The sequence below is a fragment of the Pontibacillus yanchengensis Y32 genome (genome assembly GCF_000770635.1).
GTDB classification, from domain to species: domain Bacteria; phylum Bacillota; class Bacilli; order Bacillales; family BH030062; genus Pontibacillus; species Pontibacillus yanchengensis.
The window spans coordinates 1-20901 of the sequence record NZ_AVBF01000014.1; the positions used below are offsets into that span (position 1 = coordinate 1).

Here is a 20901-nt window from a genome sequence, read left to right on the forward strand (position 1 = left end):
AGTCGCTGGGCGCTGGAGCTGGACGTGGCCACTTCACTTTTTAGTTATAGACAAGCATTGAATTTTATAATTTCCTATACAGTAAAAAAAGGCCCAAGAGAAAAGATTTCAACGCATACCAAATACGCTGAACCTTTCCCCTCGGACCTTTTGTGTCATTAGGTGCCTTAAGCTATGTAAGCAAAAGATGTAGCCCTCGGTCGCAGACCTTTATATAAAAGCGGAACCCTAGCTACAGTTTTCCAGTTCATTGAGTTTATGTATTCTTTCCTATATAGTAACTGAAATAAAACAGAACTTCAATGATTAAAGAACCTACTAATCAGGTCTAAAGACTCACATTTTTCTGATAATATGTTACAGTAGTAGAGTAATCGACTTGGGAGTGAAACATATGGATAACACAAATGAAGTAAAAGTGAATGGTATATTAGAGCGTAAGGAATACATAACACACAACCTGTATCACACTAAAAAAAGTAGAATTCTATTATCTTCCTTATCCTTGATCATGTTTGGTTTTTTATTTTCTAATGCAGTCTCAGGGGATTTCTTTTCAGTTGTATTTATATCATTATTCATTGCTTCTTTTTTCTCAGGCGCGTTGTACTTACTCACGACAGTAGGGATAAAAATACGCTCTTCAAGGGAATACAAGAGTGATCCAATCATACAAAGAGAAATTACATACCACTTTACTGATGACGGAATCAATCAGTATTTAGGAAGATCAACCACCTACCTTGAATGGAAAGAAGTCTTATCCATATACGAGCACAAAGAGATGTTTCAGCTCTATATATCAAAAAACAAAGCAATTGTATTGCCTAAGCGATATTTTCAATCTAGTGATGAAGTGAACCAATTCAAGCATATAATTCATCAACATGCACATACAAACAAAGTGTACATAACTGAACAATGAAACAGGCAAACACTCATTATTGAGTGTTTGCCTAATATCTATCTTAAGAAATAATGATTCCCAATAACCGTTGTTACTTCTTTATTTCGAAGGTATTCACTTTGTGCCTTATCCGGATTATAGAAAAATAGAGATTCATTATCATATCCTTGATAAGCGAGAGCTTCCTTTACAGCACGCTTAGATTCATGGCTGGCTGATTGGTTGATACTACCATTCAAAACTGGTGAAAACTGCTTCCCATCATAAATGACTCCCTTAATAGAATCTGGAAAGCGATCACTTTCTACACGATTCAGAACAACAGTGGCGACTGCAACTTTACCTGCATAGCTCTCTCCTTTTGCTTCCGCTTCGACAAGCCGACTTAGAAGGTCTTGTTCAGAAGCGCTAGCATGGACAGGGATTTTCACCTGTTCACCAGGATAGATCATTGCTGTATCCTTGTTATTCATTGCCATCACTTGTTTCAATGGAGCACCATATTTCATCGCAATCTTATATAACGAATCGCCCTTTTGGACGGTATAAACATTTGCATGGGCAGAACTTTGCTCCGGAAAGGAAAAAGCTAACGTGCAAAGAGCCACAATAGTAAAGATCCAAGTTTTCTTAAACAAAGAATCTACCTCCTTCAATCGTAATCAATAATAAAGTAACATAGGAGGCAAACAGGATTCACTATTAATTATTTCCTGCATTTCCATCACATCTCCGCCGCTGTACATTATAAATGATGAGTTTTATAATCGGCTCACCGTTTTTCAACATAATGCTGTTATCTTAACCTAAAATGAATCAGGGTACTTAATTTCTTAATTACTCAATTAGTCCATAGAAATACTTTGATTTAAGTCAGCTATTCGATTTATTATAGTAGTCAGAGATATAATATTAGAACTATTTCTAAAAGGAGATTCGTATGAATAACGTTGGTACCACAATCAAAACTTTACGCGAAGAACATAACGATACAATAGAGGAACTAGCCTCGAAACTTGAGTTAAACCATAAAGACCTTTCGGATATAGAGAATGGCGACCAAACTGCATCACTACAAATTCTTAGACAAGTAGCACTAACATATGATGCGTCACTATCCACATTTATTGGAGAAGATCCTAAGGAAACCGACGAAGTATATGATAAGTTTGAAAAATGGTTACCTTTTATCAATACCATGGAGGAAAAAGGAATCACACCTGAAGCTCTCATTGAATTATTAGATAAACAATCCGAAGAATAGAGAAACGATAAAAAAACAGCCAATACCTCATAGGTGTTGGCTTTCCAATCTTCTTCATTTATTTTTCTTTTACTCATTATCCCCCTATACTCTATAACTATTAAAGGCATTGTTAGAATTGAATTAGGAGGTAAATAGTTGCCTAAAGTTATTAAAATCTTAATAGCTGCAATTAGTATATTGGTAGCTCTATATTCACATATCTCGGGAAACTATGAAATATCCTTTCCTTCATTAATACAATGGATTACCGGTTTTATTATTGGCGCAATGGCGATTTGGAGTATTGTTGATCTGAGCAAGAAAAGAAAGGGCACATTGGTTTCCTTTTCCTGTTCGCTACTATTATGATAGCCATACCATTAATTAAGACATTTCTAATGAGATTATCCTAAAACCTGAAAACTATATATATTACTTATAGAAATCTCTTTTCCCTTTTATATTTAGCATTTTATTATGGAAGAAATTTAATTTTTGTATAGTAATAGACCGTAAAATATAAGTTTTTGTATAAAACTTATATTTTACGGTCTTTAAATTACTGTTTATTGCAGGTTAGCTTCACTGAAAATGATTCCTACAAAAGATGATTAGCTTAAGGGAAGCATTTCAAAAGGGATCATAAATGAAGTGACCTGTAGATTAATTATCATGACCAAAGTACCCTTTTATTTATTTTCCTCAATATTAGTGGACCAGCTTTTCTTAAGTAATGGACCAGGAGGATTTGGGCTATATTTCATTGTAACAAACCCTTTTTGCAGTCCAATTTCTTCATTAAGGTATGTTACGAAATTATTAAATAAAGGTTTGTCACCTTCTTTGACCTCTCTTTCAAGAGTAATTGAAACAGAAGGTCTTACATCATATTCCTTAAAACTAATAGGATTTTCAGATGAAACATTAAACTTCTTGCCTACATTCTGTTGAAAGTGAACATTAAACCTTAACACTTTATTAAAGTGTTCGTTAATATATGGTGTTATTTCTTCTGTTAATGCTTCTTCCCATTTTTCTGCTATATAAGTATCCTCCATCTCTCCAGATTGAGTATTCTCATAAACTAAAAATTGGATATTGTCTGCTTGGTTAACCATTTTTGCTGCATAATCCAGATTGGGAAAGTTGCCCATATTATCATTAAGAATCTTCATATATTCAATATTGTCATCAAATTTCTTATCGACATAGTCTTTTGCTTTTTCCTCAACTTTATTTGCTTTAAAAGGATTCGAAGCCATCGAAATAGAAAATGTCAATATAGCCAACACCAGTATAGATGTAATAGAGATAAGAACTATTCGCATAATACCTATCCTTCCCCTTTGGTTAAATATATTCATACATATTCCGTTGTCTTGATGCTCCATTTCACACTTATTTCACAAGCATAATTTGGTATTTGTTTAAAAGCCAATTATGAAGCATCTTTTCTTACTACTAGACCTCCCTAAATTCTAACATAAATATCCAGTAGAATTAGTAGAATTTATTCATCCTTTTTAACAATCTATAATAAGACAAATGGGAAGGCTTGATTTTGAAATATATTGGAGAAGTTCTTTACACTAACTCATCCTTTACGTTAATGAATACTGGCTCTGTAACTGCCCAGGGAGTCTCTATACAACACTTTAATTGATTACTAGTTCTATCTATGTTTTGCACTATGATATATTTCCATTTATTAAATTTGCTTAAAAAACCATTAACAAAATAAGCCCCTGTAATTTTTTAATGTTGATATCATCTATAGAAAAAACAGGACTTCCATAAGAATGGAAGTCCTGTTAGATTAAATTGGTCTTTAAGGGCTCTAGTTGTATCTTTTTCAACTTGCTCACTACAAGCACCTTATTCTCAACAGTATTATAATCATAAAGGTGGCATCCATAATTAAAAGATATATCTATTATAATCTATAAAAAAGTAGGCACTCTATATGCGCCTACTTTCTTCAATATCATTATGAACCTGTTTCCGCTTCACTCTGATTCGTTTGGATATCTTCTGGTGTTGCTCTTTTTACAAACAAGGTAAGAACAAAACCTATAGCCACTACAGCAAATACAATTAAATAAACTAATTCTACACCAGCAACCATGCCCTCATTGATATTTGTTGGGCTATTTGGATTAGAGGTGTTACTCAAGTAAGCTTGCTGTCTGCTCGTCATAATGGCTATGAATACGGCAACACCCATCGCTCCTGATACAGGTTGGAGTGTATTCATGATTGCCGTCCCATGAGGATATAACGATTTTGGTAGCTGGTTCAGCCCATTGGTTTGGGCAGGCATCATGACCGCAGAAATAGATAACATTAAAAATAGATAACAAACAATGATGTACCAAAGTGGAGTATCCATTCCTACTCTGCTTAGTGCAAACATAATAATGGAAAGCGTAAACGTAGCTGGAATCATTAGCTTTCTAGGACCAAATCGATCAAACAATTTCCCCATTACTGGTGACATTAAACCATTTAACAAAGCTCCTGGTAAAAGAACCAATCCAGCTGTTGCAGCTTGTATTCCTAATGGACCTTGCATGTACATTGGCAAAATAATTTCTGATGAGAACATCGTCATGATGATAATTAGAAATAAAGATACAGCTAAGGTAAACATAGGATATTTAAATACCCTTACATCCAGTAAAGGTTCTGGTAGTTTTAACTGTCGTAACGTAAAGAAAATCAAAGAAATCACGCCGGTGATAATTAAGAGATATACTCTAGGTGTAAGAAATCCTGCTTCCCCTTCTCCAGCTAAACTGAATCCTAGAACAATACCTCCAAATCCTAAGGTTGATAATAAAATAGAGAAGACATCAATTTTAGGCTTTGTAACTTCTCCAACGTTTTTTAAGAATTTATAACCGAAAGCAATAGAGAATAAAGCAAATGGTATAACTGTGATAAACAAGTATCTCCATCCTAAATGCTCGACAATGATACCTGATAACGTTGGGCCAATTGCTGGAGCAAACATAATAACAAGTCCTACTGTGCCCATTACAGAACCCCTTCTATCTGGTGGGAACAATAATAGAAATGTATTAAATATAATTGGGATTAATATACCTGTACCTACAGCCTGTAGCAACCTACCCGCTAGAAGAATAGGAAATGTAGGGGCAAGAGCACATATCGTCGTTCCAATAGTAAATACGGTCATCGTTCCAATAAACATTTTCCTTGTCGGAAATGATTGTAATAACACCGCTGATATTGGAGTCATAATTCCCATTACCAACATAAACCCAGTTGCCATCCATTGAACGGTAGGGGCGGAAATCGAGAATTGCTCCATTAATGTAGTTAAAGCAATATTCAATAATGTTTCATTTAAAATGGCGAAAAAAGCTCCAATAATTAATGAAATCATGACTGGCATGACATTAAAATTTGGATCATCTGCTAAAAATTCATAGTGTTCTTCCGTATGCTCTTCACTCATATTTCGTATCCCCTTTTTCTAGTTGCATTGCTTCGTTAAGCATTCCTATGTTACTACATAACCATAGAAGTTGAAAAGAAGGACGACTTTTACAATTGGTTACTTTTTCGCATGAAAATGAAAGTAGTAACTATTTCCCTCAGTAGATGACTGTATATCCCACTCTCCACCCATTTCTTTTACCATTAATGAAATAATCCGAAGACCTATCCCTGTACCTTTTGATGAAGAGGGTTGTTGTTCAAAGCCAGGACCTTTATCATTTACTTCAAGTGTAATATCATTATTTTTTTCGATAATGGTAATGTTTATATATTTTCCTTGCTTGGCATGACGAATTACATTTTGGAAAACATTATCAAGCACCCGCTGCATCCATTTCGGATCAAGAAACACGTTAAGAGGTTGTTTTGGAAACGCAACATTCACTTCAAAATCCTCCCCCTCAAAACTAGGATACCATTCAGCCAGGGATGTTCGTACCAACCTAACTAAATCCGTCTGTTCTGGGTTATAAGGGTATCGATGTGACGTTAAAAGGGAGTAAGCCAATAAATTATCAATTAACTCTCCTAAATAACTTATTTTTTCATCTGCTAGTGATAAGGCTTCCTTCCCTTGTTCAGATGTTACTTCTTCTTTAAGTGTATAGATTTGTCCCCTTAGTGTCGTTAGTGGGGTACGTAAATCATGAGATAAATTAGCTGTTATCTCCCTACGAAGCTTTTCTTCCTGTTTCTCTTTCGTGCGACTTTCTTCTAATGTATAGATCATATTATTAAACGTTTCTTTCAGTAGACCAATCTCATCTCGTTTATCAATTGGAATTGGCTTGGGTATCGTATTCGTATCTGATGGTATCATAGCCTCTTGTAAGCCTATTAATCTCTTACGTATCCTATGGAAAAATAAATAGGAGACAACAATGAAAGCAATATATATAACCGCGGTCCCAGCAAAATAAAAATAAGGACCATATTCCATGATATAACGATTCATTTTGTTATCTAAAAATGTTCTGGATATTTGGAAAACAAGAAAGCCATTGCTGCGATCTTCCCCAATAAAAGCTACTACTGTAAAGGGGTTCTCATTGATACTCTCTTTCATAAATTGAATGGCTTCACTAGTATTCCATGTTTTTCTTGCACCTTTTGGATTACCTACTTGATATTGAAGTTCACCTTCCTTATCCACCCAAAACAAGGAGGCATCGGGATATTCTTCCTTTATTTCATTTATGGTTCTATTGACTTCGCTAGGGCTAGCCGTTTCCAATTGTTTTGCATTAGTATGTATGGTTTCTTCTAACTCACTGCCCTGATACATCGTAGGTGCTCCATACATCCAATCTGTCACGGAATAAAACACTAGACTTAATAATGGTAGAGACATAGGTACAAGGATGATGGCACCAAAGATAATAAATACATATTTGCGTAATAAGGAGGAACTGGAATGTTGTTTTTTCATGCTTTCACCCTATAGCCAATGCCTCTTATCGTCTGAATGATAGCAGGCTTACTAGGGTTTTGTTCAATTTTTTCCCTTAAATGACGCATATGTACCATGAGGGTTTTATCCCCTTCTATATAAGGTTCATTCCATATCCCTTCATATATCTGCTCTTTTGTTAAAATTTGATTTAAGTGACGTACCAGATAAAAGAAAATTTTATGTTGCTTACCAGATAAAATAATTTCTTCACCAGTGTTTTCATTAATGATTTGATAACGCTTTGGGAAAACCGTTAAATAATCAATCTGAATGGAATCCGTTGGGGAATGTTCAAACCTTCTCAATAATACGTCCACTCTAGCTAAGAGCTCTTTTGGATGAAAAGGCTTCGTTACATAATCATCAGCGAATTGCAGACCGTACACTTTATCATCTACAGCTGTTCGAGCTGTTAGCATCATAATAGGAATGTTTTCTTTCTTGTCTTTGATTCGCTTACCAAGTGTGAAACCATCAATCCCAGGAAGCATTACATCCAGTATAGCGATATCAGCCTCAAGGATAGATTGTTCGACTCCCTCATCTGATACATACCAGTGCACTAAGTATCCTTCCGCTTCTAATTCCTTTTTCACCCATTCTCCAATTTCTAAGTCATCTTCTACATATAAAATGGAAGTCATCTTCCACACTCCTTCCATAAACAACCAATGTAAAGTTATTATAACGTACTCTGTTTCTATAAAACTAAATATCTTAAGAAATTTAAACTGAATTTAACCTTGGATAACCTTCTGTTTAAGGTAGTGCCTTTATCATGACAGTAGAGGTGATAAACATGAATTATATTATTGAAACAAAACAACTTACAAAAACATACAAACAAGAATATGCAGCGAATGAGGTAAACTTGCAAATACCTAAAGGATCTATTTACGGATTTCTCGGCCCTAATGGCGCTGGTAAAACAACGACCATCCGAATGCTACTTGGATTAATCAAACCAACTTCTGGCCAAGTGTATATGTTTGGGAAACCACTAAAAAACCATCGATTAGAAATTTTGAGCAAGGTGGGATCATTGGTGGAAAATCCATCCTATTATGGTCATTTAAATGCCGTAGAAAATTTGGAAATATATCGGATTCTTTTACAAGCACCAAAAAATAGAATCCAGGAAGTTTTGGATGTTGTGGGATTATCATCCGCTTCAAACAAAAAGGTAAAGCAGTATTCTCTTGGAATGAAGCAACGACTTGGAATTGCGATTGCTTTGCTAGGAGATCCAGAGTTGCTCATTCTTGATGAACCAACCAACGGACTAGATCCAGAAGGCATCCAAGAAATACGTACATTAATTCAACGGCTTGCTGAGGAAAGAGGAATCACCATACTTGTGTCCAGTCATCTGTTAAGTGAGATAGATCAAATGGCAGACTATGTTGGCATTATTTCAAATGGTTCTCTTATCTTCCAAGACAAAATAGATATACTACGTAGAAAAGCCCAACCTAGGATTCGTTTCCAAGTAGATAAAAAGGATGCAGCATGGAATGTTATGTTAGCAGGTGGATATACATCGGATATTCAAGATGAATCGATTATTATTTTTAACGTAGACAATGAAATAATTGCTTCTGTTATTGAGAAATTAGTAAGTCATAACATATCTATCTACCGGGTTGAGGAAGTTACCACATCACTTGAAGACATCTTCCTTCAAGTTGTAAAGGAGGGGGACCAACATGTTTCTTCGTCTGTTAAAGGCTGATCTCGTTAAGTGCAAGAGAAGTTGGATGTGGTTCTTGTTACTCCTAGGTCCAATTGGCATCGTAGGACTACAGGCGGTTAATTTTGGTTTGCGATATGATTACTTAACAGACGTATATGCTGATGATCTGTGGGAAGGCCTACTTTCAACGATCCAAATGTTTTCCCCACCCGTCATTTTATTAGGCATGGCTATTATTACATCCATGTTAGCTGGACTGGAACATGATACAAATGCCTGGAAACAACTTCTTGCCAATCCAATTCATAAACATGCTCTATATTGGTCCAAGTGTGTCATTGGCATTGGAATGTTGCTTGTATCTTGTTTAGTCCTTGCCATTGGAAGTCTCATTCTTGGATTAGCATTATCATTTGGAACGGACATTCCATGGGCAATCCTTATGAAAAGTAGCTTTTTGCCCTTTTTAGCCGCGTCTCCTTTTTTTATCCTTCAAATCTGGTTAGCAGTTACATTTAAAAACCAAAGTGTGGCCATAACAACTGGAGTTCTCGGAGCAGCCTGGTCTACTTATTCTAGTATGTTACCTATTTGGAACCCTGTATCTTGGCCTAGTTTATACAATGAGTATGGAATTCCACTCTTGAATGTAGGATTGGGACTAGGTTTAGCTCTCATACTGGGGATGCTAAGCACTTTAGATTTCGTCAGAAAGGATGTTATGCATTGATCAGACTATTACGAGCAGAATTCATCAAAATAAAAAGAACCAAATTGTGGCAAACGATTCTATCAGTCCCACTTATCGCTGTGCTATTTGCCGTAATTAGTTTCACAACTTCTGATCAATCATCATGGATGAGACTGTATTATCAGTTATTCAATATGCATGGCATGCTTTTACTCCCACTAATGGCAGCCTTGACTGTTGCGTATTTATGTCGATTTGAACATGAACAAGATAATTGGAAGCAATTTTTATCTCAACCATTAACGCGATGGCAAGTATATAATTGCAAATTCCTACTATCCATTATGGCTATTGGCACAATCCAAATTCTTATGTTCTTATCCTTCTTACTACTTGGAATTGTACTTGGCGTGGAGGGAGAGATTCCTTTTGAGATTCTCTTGAAAGGAGTATTCGGTGGTTGGGTAGCAACGCTGCCTCTGATTGCTCTTCAGTTATGGGTCTCTAGTGCTTGGAAAAGCTTCGCTGGTGCGATGACAATCAATGTGATATTCACTATCCCTGCCATCCTTATCGCACAATCAGGAGACTTCGGACCTTACTACCCTTGGGCTCAACCCTTTTTAGCTATGTTTCCACAACAAGATGCATCAAGTATGTTCTATGTCCCTTTTATTACGTTATTCGCTGTTATTGGTGGAAGCTTCCTTCTCTTTTATATAGCAGGCATTGTCCAATTTAATAGAAGAGCTTACTAAGTATGAATAAAGCCAGCTCTCTTCAAGTAAGAGGCTGGCTTTATTTTGATTTATTGTATTGTAAACGTCATTTCTACTGGTTTCTCCATTTTCTTTCCTTTTGTAGATACAAGGTCCTTCACATATAATGTGTACGTTTCACCAGATTGATAGTTAGCTTTCGGTGAAGTAATAAGGATACGTTTGTCATCTACATCCATTTGCGGATTTGTCACTATTTCCCCATCTTCATTCATAACATAAATATTTTCCTTCGAAACACTAGACTCATCAATTTCTGTGTTTAGTGTGATGTTCCATGTTTTATCTTGAGTTACATCTTTCTTTGAGTCTTTTTCTGTAAAATGAACAAGCTTATCAAAAATGTCTGCAGCTTGCTGATCTTGTAAACTACAAGCCTGACAATTTTGGTACCAACTATATAACTTGACTGATTCAGCCAACGTTAAATGATAGGATTCCTTCACGTTTTGCACTTGATCATACGGTGCAGCTTGATTGTTTGGTAAAATGTCCGTTTTTGCTTTTTGATCTACATAAACCGTTTCTTGTTCTGTATTTCTTTCTTTTTCAGTATGAATCTTAACCCCTTCATTTGCCATTGCTAATCCAGCATGTTTGTTGCGGACCCAGGCTTCTTGAAATTTACTCGGATCAACATTCGTTTCTCCTGGATAAACAGCTAACTCTGGAGTAAGACCTGGTTGATCGAAATCTTGATTAATCCAATCTGTGTATCCCGCTCCTGAATGGGTATCCACCATCCTATAACCAGATGCTGTTGAGAATTTCGATGCTATTCTACGGTCTCTTGCCAAGTTTGATTGTTCCACATTAAAATTCCAATAAAGAATCTGCCCAGCAGTATGATATGCCAAAGTGATATCTGGATCCAAAATATAGGTGATATCTCTCATCACTTTTGCTTCTGGAGCTTGGAATGGGTGGTCCCCTTTATAGTTCTTCCAGCTAGGTGTTGGATTTGCAGCAATAACAGAATCCCATCCTGCTGGATATTGTCTGTTTAAATCAATCCCTTGGGCGTTTGCCTTCCATCGTTTAAAGTTACTGCTTCCATTATTCATGGAAATTAATTCGTTATGTACACTTTTAGGAAATGCATCCAATCCAAATTGCTGTAACGTAACACCGTCCGGGTTTACCATTGGCACGAACCACATGGTCGTTTTATGTAATAAATCTTTCACATTATATCCACCTAGACTACTATTCGTATTATAGGCTTGAGCGTATCGTTCCATCATTTTCATATTCAATGTTGTGGTAAGCCATTCACGGGCATGGTGAGAGCCATTATAAATAACATTAGCATCTCCATAGCCAACCTTCACCAAATATAAATCACGTCCATATGGAGTGTCTCCGATATTATAGACTTCTATTAGGTCCTTAAATTGTTTATCTAGTGAATCTAAATCTTTCTCCATCATGTCATATGTATACGTATCGTTTGTTTGAACAATGTTTGCAAAAGCTTTACTCCCCATAAATGGTGCTAATAGCAATCCTAAAAACATTATTCCTATACTAAGTTTCTTCATGCCTTCCTCCCTATTATTATGTATTTCCACTAGTCTCATAGAACCACTTACCGTCTATTAAACTAGTAGACTAGTTTAGTATATCCTTTTTCACCAATTTCAGGAACCACTAAACGATTAATTACGTTTCCTTTGTTGCTTGTCCATTAATTTCTTCACTGTTTCCGTAGGAGTCCAACAATTGAATTGCCACTTGGGATTTGTCTCATATCCAAGCCTTTCGCAATAACGTTTCGTTCCAGAACTCGTTTTCTCTACCCGGTAATGAATGCAAGTAGCACAACAATGAAAATCCTTCAATTTATCCCTCCCAGTTCGTATAAACAAGAGACCCTATCAATAGGGTCTCTTACCAAATAAAGACACTAATTACAAACCAAATAATAATAAACGTTTGAATAATAAGCTTGGCAATCGTCCCTCCAAGAAAACCTACCAAGGCACCTAAAGACGATCTAAATGCTTTTTCCACATCTTCTTTCTGTACCATTTCAGTAATAAACACCAACACAAATGGTACTACAATGACGCCAAATGGAGGGATGATAAAGGAGCCGACAATCACTCCAACTGCGGCCATCCTCTCTCCCCACTTTGATCCGCCAAAACGCTTGACTGCTTTACTATTGATAATAATATCAGAAATAATTAGTAACACAGTCAAAATAATCATCGTAATCCAGAACCAAATCGATAATTCATTGGGATTAATAAAGAATTGGTAGATTAACAGACTAACCCACAAAAATAACGGACTTGGTAAAACGGGATAAATCAATCCGATATAACTAACGATAAATCCTGCAACAACCAGCACCCATAACAACATGTCCATCTTGTTTCCCCCTTTCTTTCAATATATTAGATGAGATTGACCTTTAGCCAACCGCGTACTCCATTGATCATCCATATGGATTCTGCTTCATATACCTCATCTACCCTAATCACCTTTTCCTTCAACACACCATTTTCCAGTAAATGTTCGCGGAAGGTACCTGCTAGTAGACCACTCGAGACAGGAGGTGTCACATACTCCCCGTCTTTTTCAACAACAAGGTTTCCTATTGTGAATTCTGTTGCTTCATCCTTTTCATTCCATAACAAAACAGAAAATGCTCCCTCTGGTGCCTCACTCATCCTATCCTTGTACACATCCCTATTGGTCGTTTTATGATATAAAAATGGGTTCTCTGCGTTGATGGGAGATGTGCTTACGGCACACAAAACAGGTTCATTCATCATCTCTAATGGATGAGCCTCAGCAGCAATGGTGCCTTCTTTCGAAAGTAACAATCGAATCTTCCACTTGTTTACGGGGTGTCTCTCGGAAACGTTTCGTAATGATTCCGTCAACTTAGTTAAGTCGAGCTCAAAACCAAAATAATGGGCACTTTTTTGAAGTCTCTTTACATGCAATGAATAAAGAGGATAGGAACCATCCTTTAGCAACATACTTTCTAACAGTTCAAAAGACTGCCTTTTTTCTGTAAGCAACTTAGCCTTGGTTTGTAACTCCTCATACTCCCCTTCTGATGTGGAATCCCATGTAATACCTCCACCAGTTCCATACACGGCTTCATTTGTTTCATGATCAATCCAGACCGTTCGGATTGGTACGTTAAACACAGCATCGCGATTAGGAGTAATATACCCAATAGCTCCACAGTACACTTCTCTCGGGGATTGTTCTAATTGTTTGATATACTCCATCGTTCTAATTTTTGGTGCACCTGTAATAGACCCACACGGAAAGAGTGCTTTAAACACTTCATAAAATGGTATAGAGGGGTTGATGATTGCTTCAATCGTTGATGTCATTTGTAGAACTGTTGGATACCGTTCAATTTCAAATAATTTTGGCACGTTTACAGAACCCGGGATAGCTATCCTCCCTACATCATTTCGAAGCAAATCTACAATCATTAGATTTTCCGATCGATCCTTCTCTGAATGAAACAGCTTCTCGCCAAGTAGTTCATCTTCACTTGAGGAACGCCCTCTTTTCATCGTGCCTTTCATAGGTTTAGTGGTTAGCTTGTTTCCCTTCTTTTGAAAGAATAATTCTGGTGAAGCAGACAGTACTGAGAATTTCTCATGTTGAAGAAAAGCACTATAGGATGCGTCTTGATTTTGAACGAGCTGCTTATAGAAGGAATATGGGTCCCCTAGGAATGTGGACCGAAGTCTTGTTGTATAGTTGACCTGATACGTATTCCCTTCTTCAATGGCATGTTTAATCTGTTCGATTCCTTTATAATAGGAAGAATAATCGGTTTCCTTACTCCATCCTGAGAGCTGATATTTCTCTTCAGGTATAGTAATATGCCTTCTCTCCGGTTCACGAAAGACCCCTAACCAGGCAAGTGGCAACTTATTTCCTTCGTTGACTATCATAGCTGAATCGAAGGCTGGTGCCGCTTCATAGGAAATATATCCGGCTATGTAATATCCTTCATCAATCCACTTTTCGATTTCTGAGAAGCATTGCTGTACATCCTTTATTGTAAAAGCCATGAACTCTTTTACTGGGTTCGAAAATTGTAATGACTGTGTCGTCTCTTCTTTAAATTCAAATTGCATAAATGGAGATTCATTCATATTATATCCCCACCGTTGTTGCTCTATATGTTGATGTCAATTCAATAAAATTTTGCAGCATTTTATATCCGTGTGTACTTAAAATAGACTCAGGATGAAATTGCAATCCTTCAATAGGATAATCGTTATGGCGCACGCCCATAATAACACCATCATCTGTTTTGGCTGTAATGTGTAAGCACGAGGGCAAATTCTTTTCTTGAACAATTAACGAATGATACCTTGTAACATTTGTAGGCGTTGGCACCCCTTGATACACTATTTTCCCATCATGATGGATGGTGGTAACTTTTCCGTGCATAGGACTTGCCCCTTTTTGAATACTACCTCCAAAAGCTTCCACAATTAATTGATGGCCTAAACATACCCCGAGTATTGGTATATCTCTATAAAATGTTTCCAGTACACTTCGACTAATACCAGTTTGATCCGGAGTGCCTGGACCGGGAGATAAAATGATACCATTTGGTTCCAACTGTTTAAGTTCTGATAATGTAACAGCATCATTTCGGTACACTGCGACATCTCCTACCATATCTTCTATATATTGAGCTAAGTTATATGTAAATGAATCATAATTATCAATGATTACAATCATCATGTTCACCACGTCTTGTAAGTTGTTATTTAGTTTGTTCCTTTCTTATTATAGCTTGATTGCGTTAAATAAGCCAAAGCAGAAATTTACAATATCCATCTTTTTTCTAAACATTCAAAATTATACATGGTACACTATTACTATTGTATGGAAATAGTTGGAGGTGTCCTATTAATGAAACGTGTAGATGTTGCGTATTCTTTAATTTTTGATGAACCAAGCCAAAAAATACTGATGGTCCGAAACAAACGAGGCGATTCATATGATTATTCTTTACCTGGTGGAGCTGTAGAAAAGGGTGAGACGCTGGAACAAGCTGCAATTCGGGAAGCTAAAGAGGAAACTGGATTTGATGTCACAGTAAGTAATTTAATGTCTGTAAATGAATCATTCTTTCAACATAATGGGCATCATGCGATATTTTTTACGTTTCATGGAACAATCCAAGGCGGTGAGGTAACGATCACCAGACCACATGAAATTGAGGATGTCGTGTGGATGAATCTAGAAGAGGCAGATACTCACATGCCATTTTACAAAGATGGGATCAGTACATATATCAGGCAAAACTATGCAATTCCATATATATTCCAAGGTGTGAACTAGTATAAAACAGTCCTTGTAAAGCAACCTATTCATGAAAGGAATAGGAGGTGAAGAAGGATGGCCAATCGTAACCGTGCGCAAAAAAATGTAACAAAAGCAGCAAAAACATTTAAAGATGGCGCAGATGCTGTTTTCGATACCGTTCAAGGAGCTGCTGAAGCTACCGAAAGTGCAGCAATGAACGCTGTAGATAAAACCACTGACGCTGTAAACAAAACGATAGAGAGAACCAAACGTAAATAAGAAAAGCGCAAGCGCCCTGCTAGCGACGTACAAACTGCTGCCCACAGGACGTGGGTTGGTTCGATGTTGCTGCGTGACGCAGCGATTTTAATCGAACTTCCTCCGACTCCAGAGATAAAGGCAACACGGAGAGCGTAAGCGATCCGATGTTGACTTATCGTAAGGAGGTGCAGGAAGTTTGCTAGTCGCTGGGCGCTGGAGCTAGACACGTAAGCGTAAGAAATTTATGCTTTCTCATTCCGATAAAACACACGGCAGCGCACATCGCTGTCGTGTTTTCTTATCCATTCAATGATATGATAGTACCATCTTAGAACTCGAAGGAGTGTCCACTATGTTAATCCTCATGATTATACTTGCGTTATTTTGGGTGGTTGCTCTCTTCGATGCCTATATCGGCCTTCGTCGTATACCAAGACTAGAAACGCTCGCTTCCAAGCCTTCCAATGAAAAGATTTCCGTTATTATGGCTGCAAAAAATGAAGAAAATGCAATAGAGAAAAGTATCACATCATTAATGAAACAAACCTATCCTAATCTAGAATTGATTATTGTAAACGATCGTTCCACAGATGATACAGGGTTAATTGCCAACCGTTACGCAACATACGAAAATGTTAAGGTACATCATGTTGAGACACTTCCAGACGATTGGTTAGGAAAAAATCATGCCCTATACCAAGGTTACACCATAGCAACAGGGGATTATTTGATCTTCACCGATGCTGATATTGAATATAAACCAAATATGATTGAGAAGACTTTTTCATTGCTCCTGCAAGAAAAAGCATCTCATGTAACGGTTGCACCAGACCTAGAAGCAAAAGGGATGTTGCTTAAGGGCTTCATTGCTTATTTTTTATTTGGTTTTGGCTTTTTCAAGCGTCCTTGGACAGCCAATAACGATACCTCGAGGAAGGGTGGAATGGGTGTAGGTGCATTTCAACTATTATCGAAAGAAGTGTATGAGTTAGTAGGTACCCATAAAGCTATGGCGAATAGACCAGATGATGACCTCTACCTGGGCCAGCAAGTAAAGCAAAATGGACATAAACAACGACTCGTAACTGGTTTGAAGCATCTAAAAGTGGAGTGGTATCCAACCCTGAGAAATGCAATCAAGGGGTTAGAGAAGAACACGTTCGCAGGGCTCCACTATTCTTGGCTATTCGCTTTATTTGCCATAACAGGCACGCTCATCTCCCAGGTTCTCCCCTTCCTCGTCTTCTTTGTATTTGAAGGGATAACAAAATGGATTAGTCTTCTGGTAATAGTGCTTATTTATGCCTTACACAGTTTGACAACAAAGAAATTAACCACTTATTCATTACCAATCGTAATCCTATTTCCTCTTCAGGCTCTTCTGTTTACCTTTACGATATCTAGAGCTGTTCTGCTAACCTACTACCAAGGTGGCATTACATGGCGCGGTACCTTTTATCCTTTATCTTCCTTGAAGAAGCAGAAGCATCTATAGCCAGATGCTTCTGTTTTTTTTCATTGCTTTGGAAATTATAATTGCTGTCCCTCCCCTTCCTCTTATGATCACAACATACAATATTTGGATTCATGCCATCAAGAACGATAGTTCAATCTATAAGCAAAAGCTGTGACCCCTTTCCCTATCTATGAGAAAATAACGACAATAGAGATGGAAGCAAACAAGGAGGAAATGTAATGGAAGCGGCTCTTTTTTCACCTATAACTTTTGGAAAAGTCACCCTTAAGAATCGAATTGTCATGTCACCTATGTGCATGTATTCATCAGAAACAGAAGACGGTCAAGTAGCTCCTTTTCACTTTGCTCACTATGAAAGCAGAGCTGCCGGTCAGGCAGGATTGGTTATGACGGAAGCAACAGCTGTCTTACCTGAAGGAAGAATCTCTCCACAAGACCTTGGTATATGGAGTGACGATCATATAGAAGGACTGCAGAAAATCAATGAAGGCATTCATCGTCATGGTGCTCGTTCCGGGATTCAATTGGCACACGCTGGAAGGAAAGCTCGCTTAGAAGGTGATATCTATTCTGCCAGCGCCATTCCGTTTGACGAGAATATGAAGACGCCTAATGAAATGACGAAGGATGATATAAAAAGAACCATTCATGCTTTTGCAGAAGGTGCCCGTCGTGCTAAGGAAGCTCATTTTGATATTATTGAATTACACGGTGCTCATGGATACTTAATCAATCAGTTCCTATCCCCTCTTACAAATAAGCGAAATGATGAGTACGGCGGAAATGCAGAAGCGAGGTTTCAATTTCTCCGAGAAGTCATAGAAGCCGTGCAAGAAACATGGGAAGGTCCCATCTTCACTCGGATATCTGCTAATGAGTATGATGACAATGGGAATACAAGCGAAGATTTTCTTTATTTCGCAACCGAGATGAAAAAGCTTGGCATCGATTTGATTGATTGTAGCTCTGGAGGCGTCATACCAGCTCGTCCACCTGTTTTTCCTGGATACCAATTGAAGTATGCGGATGAGATTCGTAACCAAGCAGGGATTGCGACTGGCGCTGTAGGAAAAATCACGTCCGGCTTACAAGCAGAAGAAGTGATACAAAACGGCCGCGCTGACCTAATATTCGTGGCTCGTGCCATGCTTCGAAACCCTTATTGGGCAAAAGCTGCTGCAGATGATCTAGGTGTAGAGATAGAAGCTCCAAAACAGTATAAGCGCGGATGGTAATGAACGTGAAGAAGCATTATCTCGTACTTTTTTATACCAAAATACAAAAAGAGCTTGGATTTCCATTCCAAGCTCTTTTCTATATTAGAGGTTATTAGTCAGTGACTTCTTCGTCTTCTCCAATGATTTTCACTTCTCGTTCCAGTGATACACCGAATCTATCTTTCACTGTCTTTTGAACCAATTCAATCACAGAGATATATTCCTCTGCAGTAGCATTGGATTTATTGACGATAAAACCAGCATGCTTCGTAGAAACCTCTGCTCCCCCGACGCCTTTTCCTTGTAGTTCGCTATCTTGAATTAGCTTTCCAGCGAAATATCCAGGCGGACGTTTAAATACACTCCCACATGAAGGATATTCAAGAGGTTGCTTGGATTCTCGTTTATACGTAAGGTCATCCATCTTTTCCTTGATGGTATCGTAATCGCCAAGTTCTAAATCAAATCGCGCCTCTAAGACAATGTAGCCTTTCTCAGCTATGTTACTTGTGCGATACTCCAAATCTAAATCTTCAGCAGATAAGGTTAAAAGGGAACCGCTACGATCCACTACAATCGCGTGATATAACACATCTTTGATTTCTCCCCCGTACGCTCCAGCGTTCATAAATAGAGCGCCTCCTACTGTACCAGGGATACCACAAGCAAATTCCAAACCTGTCAGCTTCTCATTGAGAGCTTCTCTTGATGCATCTATTATTCTCGCTCCACTTTCTGCGATAATACTATTGTTTTCTCGTTTGATGGAATCAAGCTTCTTCAGGCTCAACACAATACCACGAATACCGCCATCTTTAATAATCACATTCGAACCGTTCCCAAGTAACGTAAAAGGAACTTCGGCTTTATTTGCAATTTTGACAACTTGCTGTACTTCCTCATAGGTAGTTGGTGTAACGAATAAATCTGCTCTTCCACCTAATTGTGTATAAGTATGGTTTTTTAGTATCTCATTCACCATCACATGTTCCTTAGGTAATATTGAGAGTAATTCTTGATAGACATGATGGTACTTTACCACTTGCATCAACCCTTTATCGAAAATAATATCGTACAAACACTCTACTCTTTTTTTGTAGCACAGTGTAAGACTAAAAACAATCATTACATTATATGTTTCGTTTATACAGAAACCAAGTATTCCTATGTTTCTGCATCTTGAGCATACTTAGGCATTTTCGCTCTAAAAGTTGATTATAACATAGTTCGAAATACATAACTTTTTCGCTTATAATCCATTTTATGCTCATAAAACTGATGTGCCAATTCTTTTTCTAGGCCGGAGGATAAAGCTACTTGTTTACAGCCTTGCTCTTTTCCCCATTCCTCTATAAAGTGCAACATCCGTTTTCCATAACCTTGTGATCTTACCTTTTCATTAGTTACAAGGTCGTGAACCCATACATACCTACCCCAAGCGAAACAAGTATCGATTATTACTCCTGCTAGTGCTACGATGTCTCCTTCTTCTTCGTACGCAAAGAGTCGATACCCTTTCTGTTTCATTTCCTCTATCATGGTAAGATATGTAGCTTCTGTTAGTTGGTTTCTTAGCTGCTTCATGACAGGGAAGGCTTTGATCCAGTCTTTTTTATTATGTAGTTCCTTTATTCCCATATATGAACCAGTCCTTTCATGAACGCAATGGCTAAATAGAGAAAAACCTACTTGCTAATGTTTGTTAAAATAATGTACCTCTCTACGTTATCAGAAATTACCTTATAACACATTAAAATCCTAACAAATGAACAACAATTGTTAGGATTTTTTAAGTATCATTATTTTATGATATGGAAGGATACATAGAATTTGCTATATGAACCACGTCGTTCTTAGTGTAGTTCATTTTATTTTCAGGGGTGAAGGACATTAACTTGATAATGTAGGTTCCATTCGTTTGCTTGTCACTCCAATAAAGCTTCTTTCCAAACTCATTTATAGAGTAGTTAGCCTTTCCTCCATTAGCCAATTCAACAGTTTGTTTCTGGTGCTGATAAACATCATTATTACCTTCCATAATCATTACGTGTAAATTCAACGTTCCATTTGTAAACACAAGCTCTACAATGGAATCTTTTTCATCAGGCGAAACAACGGCCTCTACATTCGTTACATGGAAAGGGATATAGTCTGGGATTTTCACCCTTTCTCTTTCCTCTTCTGTTAGTGTGCTTAATTGCTTTTTAAGGGAAGGATATTCTTCCTCAAGCTCCTCCAATGTGTGACTATTAGATTGTTGGCCGCAACCTGAAAGAAGTGCGGTTATCACTATAATAAATAATAAAAGGGAACGCTTCATCCTTACTCATCCTTTTTCCATATAT

The 20901-nt window shown here is 37.4% G+C and carries 22 protein-coding genes; 10 read left to right on the plus strand and 12 right to left on the minus strand.

Annotation, left to right across the window (positions count from 1 at the left end; translation table 11 throughout):
- Positions 1-394: 394 nt before the first annotated feature.
- Entirely contained in the window at positions 395-925 is a 531-nt protein-coding gene (locus N782_RS06840) for a YcxB family protein (RefSeq protein WP_036817796.1), read from the plus strand.
- A gap of 38 nt (positions 926-963) precedes the next feature.
- Here N782_RS06840 and N782_RS06845 read toward each other — a convergent pair whose 3' ends face one another.
- Positions 964-1545, minus strand: coding sequence for a cell wall hydrolase (locus N782_RS06845; protein ID WP_052111212.1), 582 nt, complete (start codon positions 1543-1545; stop codon positions 964-966).
- A gap of 302 nt (positions 1546-1847) precedes the next feature.
- Here N782_RS06845 and N782_RS06850 point away from each other — a divergent pair, with 302 nt between their 5' ends.
- Positions 1848-2171, plus strand: coding sequence for a helix-turn-helix domain-containing protein (locus N782_RS06850; protein ID WP_036817797.1), 324 nt, complete (start codon positions 1848-1850; stop codon positions 2169-2171).
- A 138-nt stretch (positions 2172-2309) separates the two neighbouring features.
- Complete coding sequence (locus N782_RS06855) at positions 2310-2522, plus strand: hypothetical protein (RefSeq protein ID WP_036817798.1); 213 nt, start codon at positions 2310-2312, stop codon at positions 2520-2522.
- 320 nt (positions 2523-2842) lie between these two features.
- Here the strand turns inward: N782_RS06855 and N782_RS06860 are convergent, their stop codons facing one another.
- From N782_RS06860 to N782_RS06875, 4 genes are all read right to left on the minus strand, one after another.
- On the minus strand, positions 2843-3481 hold the full coding sequence (locus N782_RS06860) for a hypothetical protein (RefSeq protein WP_036817800.1): 639 nt from the start codon (positions 3479-3481) through the stop codon (positions 2843-2845).
- A 659-nt stretch (positions 3482-4140) separates the two neighbouring features.
- The gene (locus N782_RS06865; protein WP_036817802.1) at positions 4141-5634 is read right to left on the minus strand and encodes an MDR family MFS transporter; all 1494 of its coding nucleotides are present in this window, start codon (positions 5632-5634) and stop codon (positions 4141-4143) included.
- 99 nt (positions 5635-5733) lie between these two features.
- On the minus strand, positions 5734-7107 hold the full coding sequence (locus N782_RS06870) for a sensor histidine kinase (RefSeq protein ID WP_036817804.1): 1374 nt from the start codon (positions 7105-7107) through the stop codon (positions 5734-5736).
- A complete protein-coding gene (locus N782_RS06875) occupies positions 7104-7775 on the minus strand; it encodes a response regulator transcription factor (protein WP_036817807.1) in 672 nt (223 codons plus the stop codon). Before N782_RS06875 ends, N782_RS06870 begins: the two co-directional genes overlap by 4 nt.
- Before the next feature lie 155 nt (positions 7776-7930).
- Between N782_RS06875 and N782_RS06880 the strand changes: the two genes are divergently transcribed.
- From N782_RS06880 to N782_RS06890, 3 genes are read left to right on the plus strand one after another with little or no spacing between them, the layout of a single operon-like run.
- A complete protein-coding gene (locus tag N782_RS06880; RefSeq protein ID WP_036817808.1) occupies positions 7931-8863 on the plus strand; it encodes an ABC transporter ATP-binding protein in 933 nt (310 codons plus the stop codon).
- Entirely contained in the window at positions 8838-9554 is a 717-nt protein-coding gene (locus N782_RS06885) for an ABC transporter permease (protein ID WP_036817810.1), read from the plus strand. The genes N782_RS06880 and N782_RS06885 overlap by 26 nt, the downstream gene beginning before the upstream one ends.
- Entirely contained in the window at positions 9551-10273 is a 723-nt protein-coding gene (locus N782_RS06890; protein ID WP_036817811.1) for an ABC transporter permease, read from the plus strand. The genes N782_RS06885 and N782_RS06890 overlap by 4 nt, the downstream gene beginning before the upstream one ends.
- Positions 10274-10323: 50 nt before the next feature.
- Here the strand turns inward: N782_RS06890 and N782_RS06895 are convergent, their stop codons facing one another.
- The 4 genes from N782_RS06895 to N782_RS06910 form a co-directional block, all read right to left on the minus strand.
- The gene (locus N782_RS06895) at positions 10324-11835 is read right to left on the minus strand and encodes a M14 family zinc carboxypeptidase (protein WP_052111213.1); all 1512 of its coding nucleotides are present in this window, start codon (positions 11833-11835) and stop codon (positions 10324-10326) included.
- 349 nt (positions 11836-12184) lie between these two features.
- A complete protein-coding gene (locus N782_RS06900) occupies positions 12185-12670 on the minus strand; it encodes a DUF456 domain-containing protein (RefSeq protein WP_036817813.1) in 486 nt (161 codons plus the stop codon).
- 26 nt (positions 12671-12696) lie between these two features.
- Positions 12697-14415 (minus strand): aminodeoxychorismate synthase component I, encoded by a 1719-nt coding sequence (pabB, locus tag N782_RS06905; protein ID WP_237582600.1) that lies wholly within the window; start codon positions 14413-14415, stop codon positions 12697-12699.
- A gap of 19 nt (positions 14416-14434) precedes the next feature.
- On the minus strand, positions 14435-15034 hold the full coding sequence (locus N782_RS06910; protein ID WP_338048245.1) for an anthranilate synthase component II: 600 nt from the start codon (positions 15032-15034) through the stop codon (positions 14435-14437).
- Between the two features lie 171 nt (positions 15035-15205).
- Between N782_RS06910 and N782_RS06915 the strand changes: the two genes are divergently transcribed.
- From N782_RS06915 to namA, 4 genes are all read left to right on the plus strand, one after another.
- Positions 15206-15637, plus strand: a complete 432-nt coding sequence (locus N782_RS06915; protein WP_036817824.1) for an NUDIX hydrolase — start codon at positions 15206-15208, stop codon at positions 15635-15637.
- Positions 15638-15694: 57 nt separating this feature from the next.
- Positions 15695-15880 carry a hypothetical protein gene (locus N782_RS06920; protein ID WP_036817827.1) on the plus strand — a complete coding sequence of 62 codons (186 nt, stop codon included), beginning with the start codon at positions 15695-15697 and terminating at the stop codon, positions 15878-15880.
- A gap of 334 nt (positions 15881-16214) precedes the next feature.
- Positions 16215-17357, plus strand: a complete 1143-nt coding sequence (locus N782_RS06925; protein WP_036817828.1) for a glycosyltransferase family 2 protein — start codon at positions 16215-16217, stop codon at positions 17355-17357.
- A 200-nt stretch (positions 17358-17557) separates the two neighbouring features.
- A complete protein-coding gene (gene namA, locus N782_RS06930) occupies positions 17558-18574 on the plus strand; it encodes an NADPH dehydrogenase NamA (protein WP_036817829.1) in 1017 nt (338 codons plus the stop codon).
- Between the two features lie 94 nt (positions 18575-18668).
- Here namA and murB read toward each other — a convergent pair whose 3' ends face one another.
- From murB to N782_RS06945, 3 genes are all read right to left on the minus strand, one after another.
- A complete protein-coding gene (murB, locus tag N782_RS06935; RefSeq protein WP_420805582.1) occupies positions 18669-19538 on the minus strand; it encodes a UDP-N-acetylmuramate dehydrogenase in 870 nt (289 codons plus the stop codon).
- A 233-nt stretch (positions 19539-19771) separates the two neighbouring features.
- Positions 19772-20194, minus strand: coding sequence for a GNAT family N-acetyltransferase (locus tag N782_RS06940; RefSeq protein WP_036817831.1), 423 nt, complete (start codon positions 20192-20194; stop codon positions 19772-19774).
- A gap of 166 nt (positions 20195-20360) precedes the next feature.
- Positions 20361-20876, minus strand: a complete 516-nt coding sequence (locus N782_RS06945; RefSeq protein ID WP_036817833.1) for a hypothetical protein — start codon at positions 20874-20876, stop codon at positions 20361-20363.
- Positions 20877-20901: the final 25 nt, after the last annotated feature.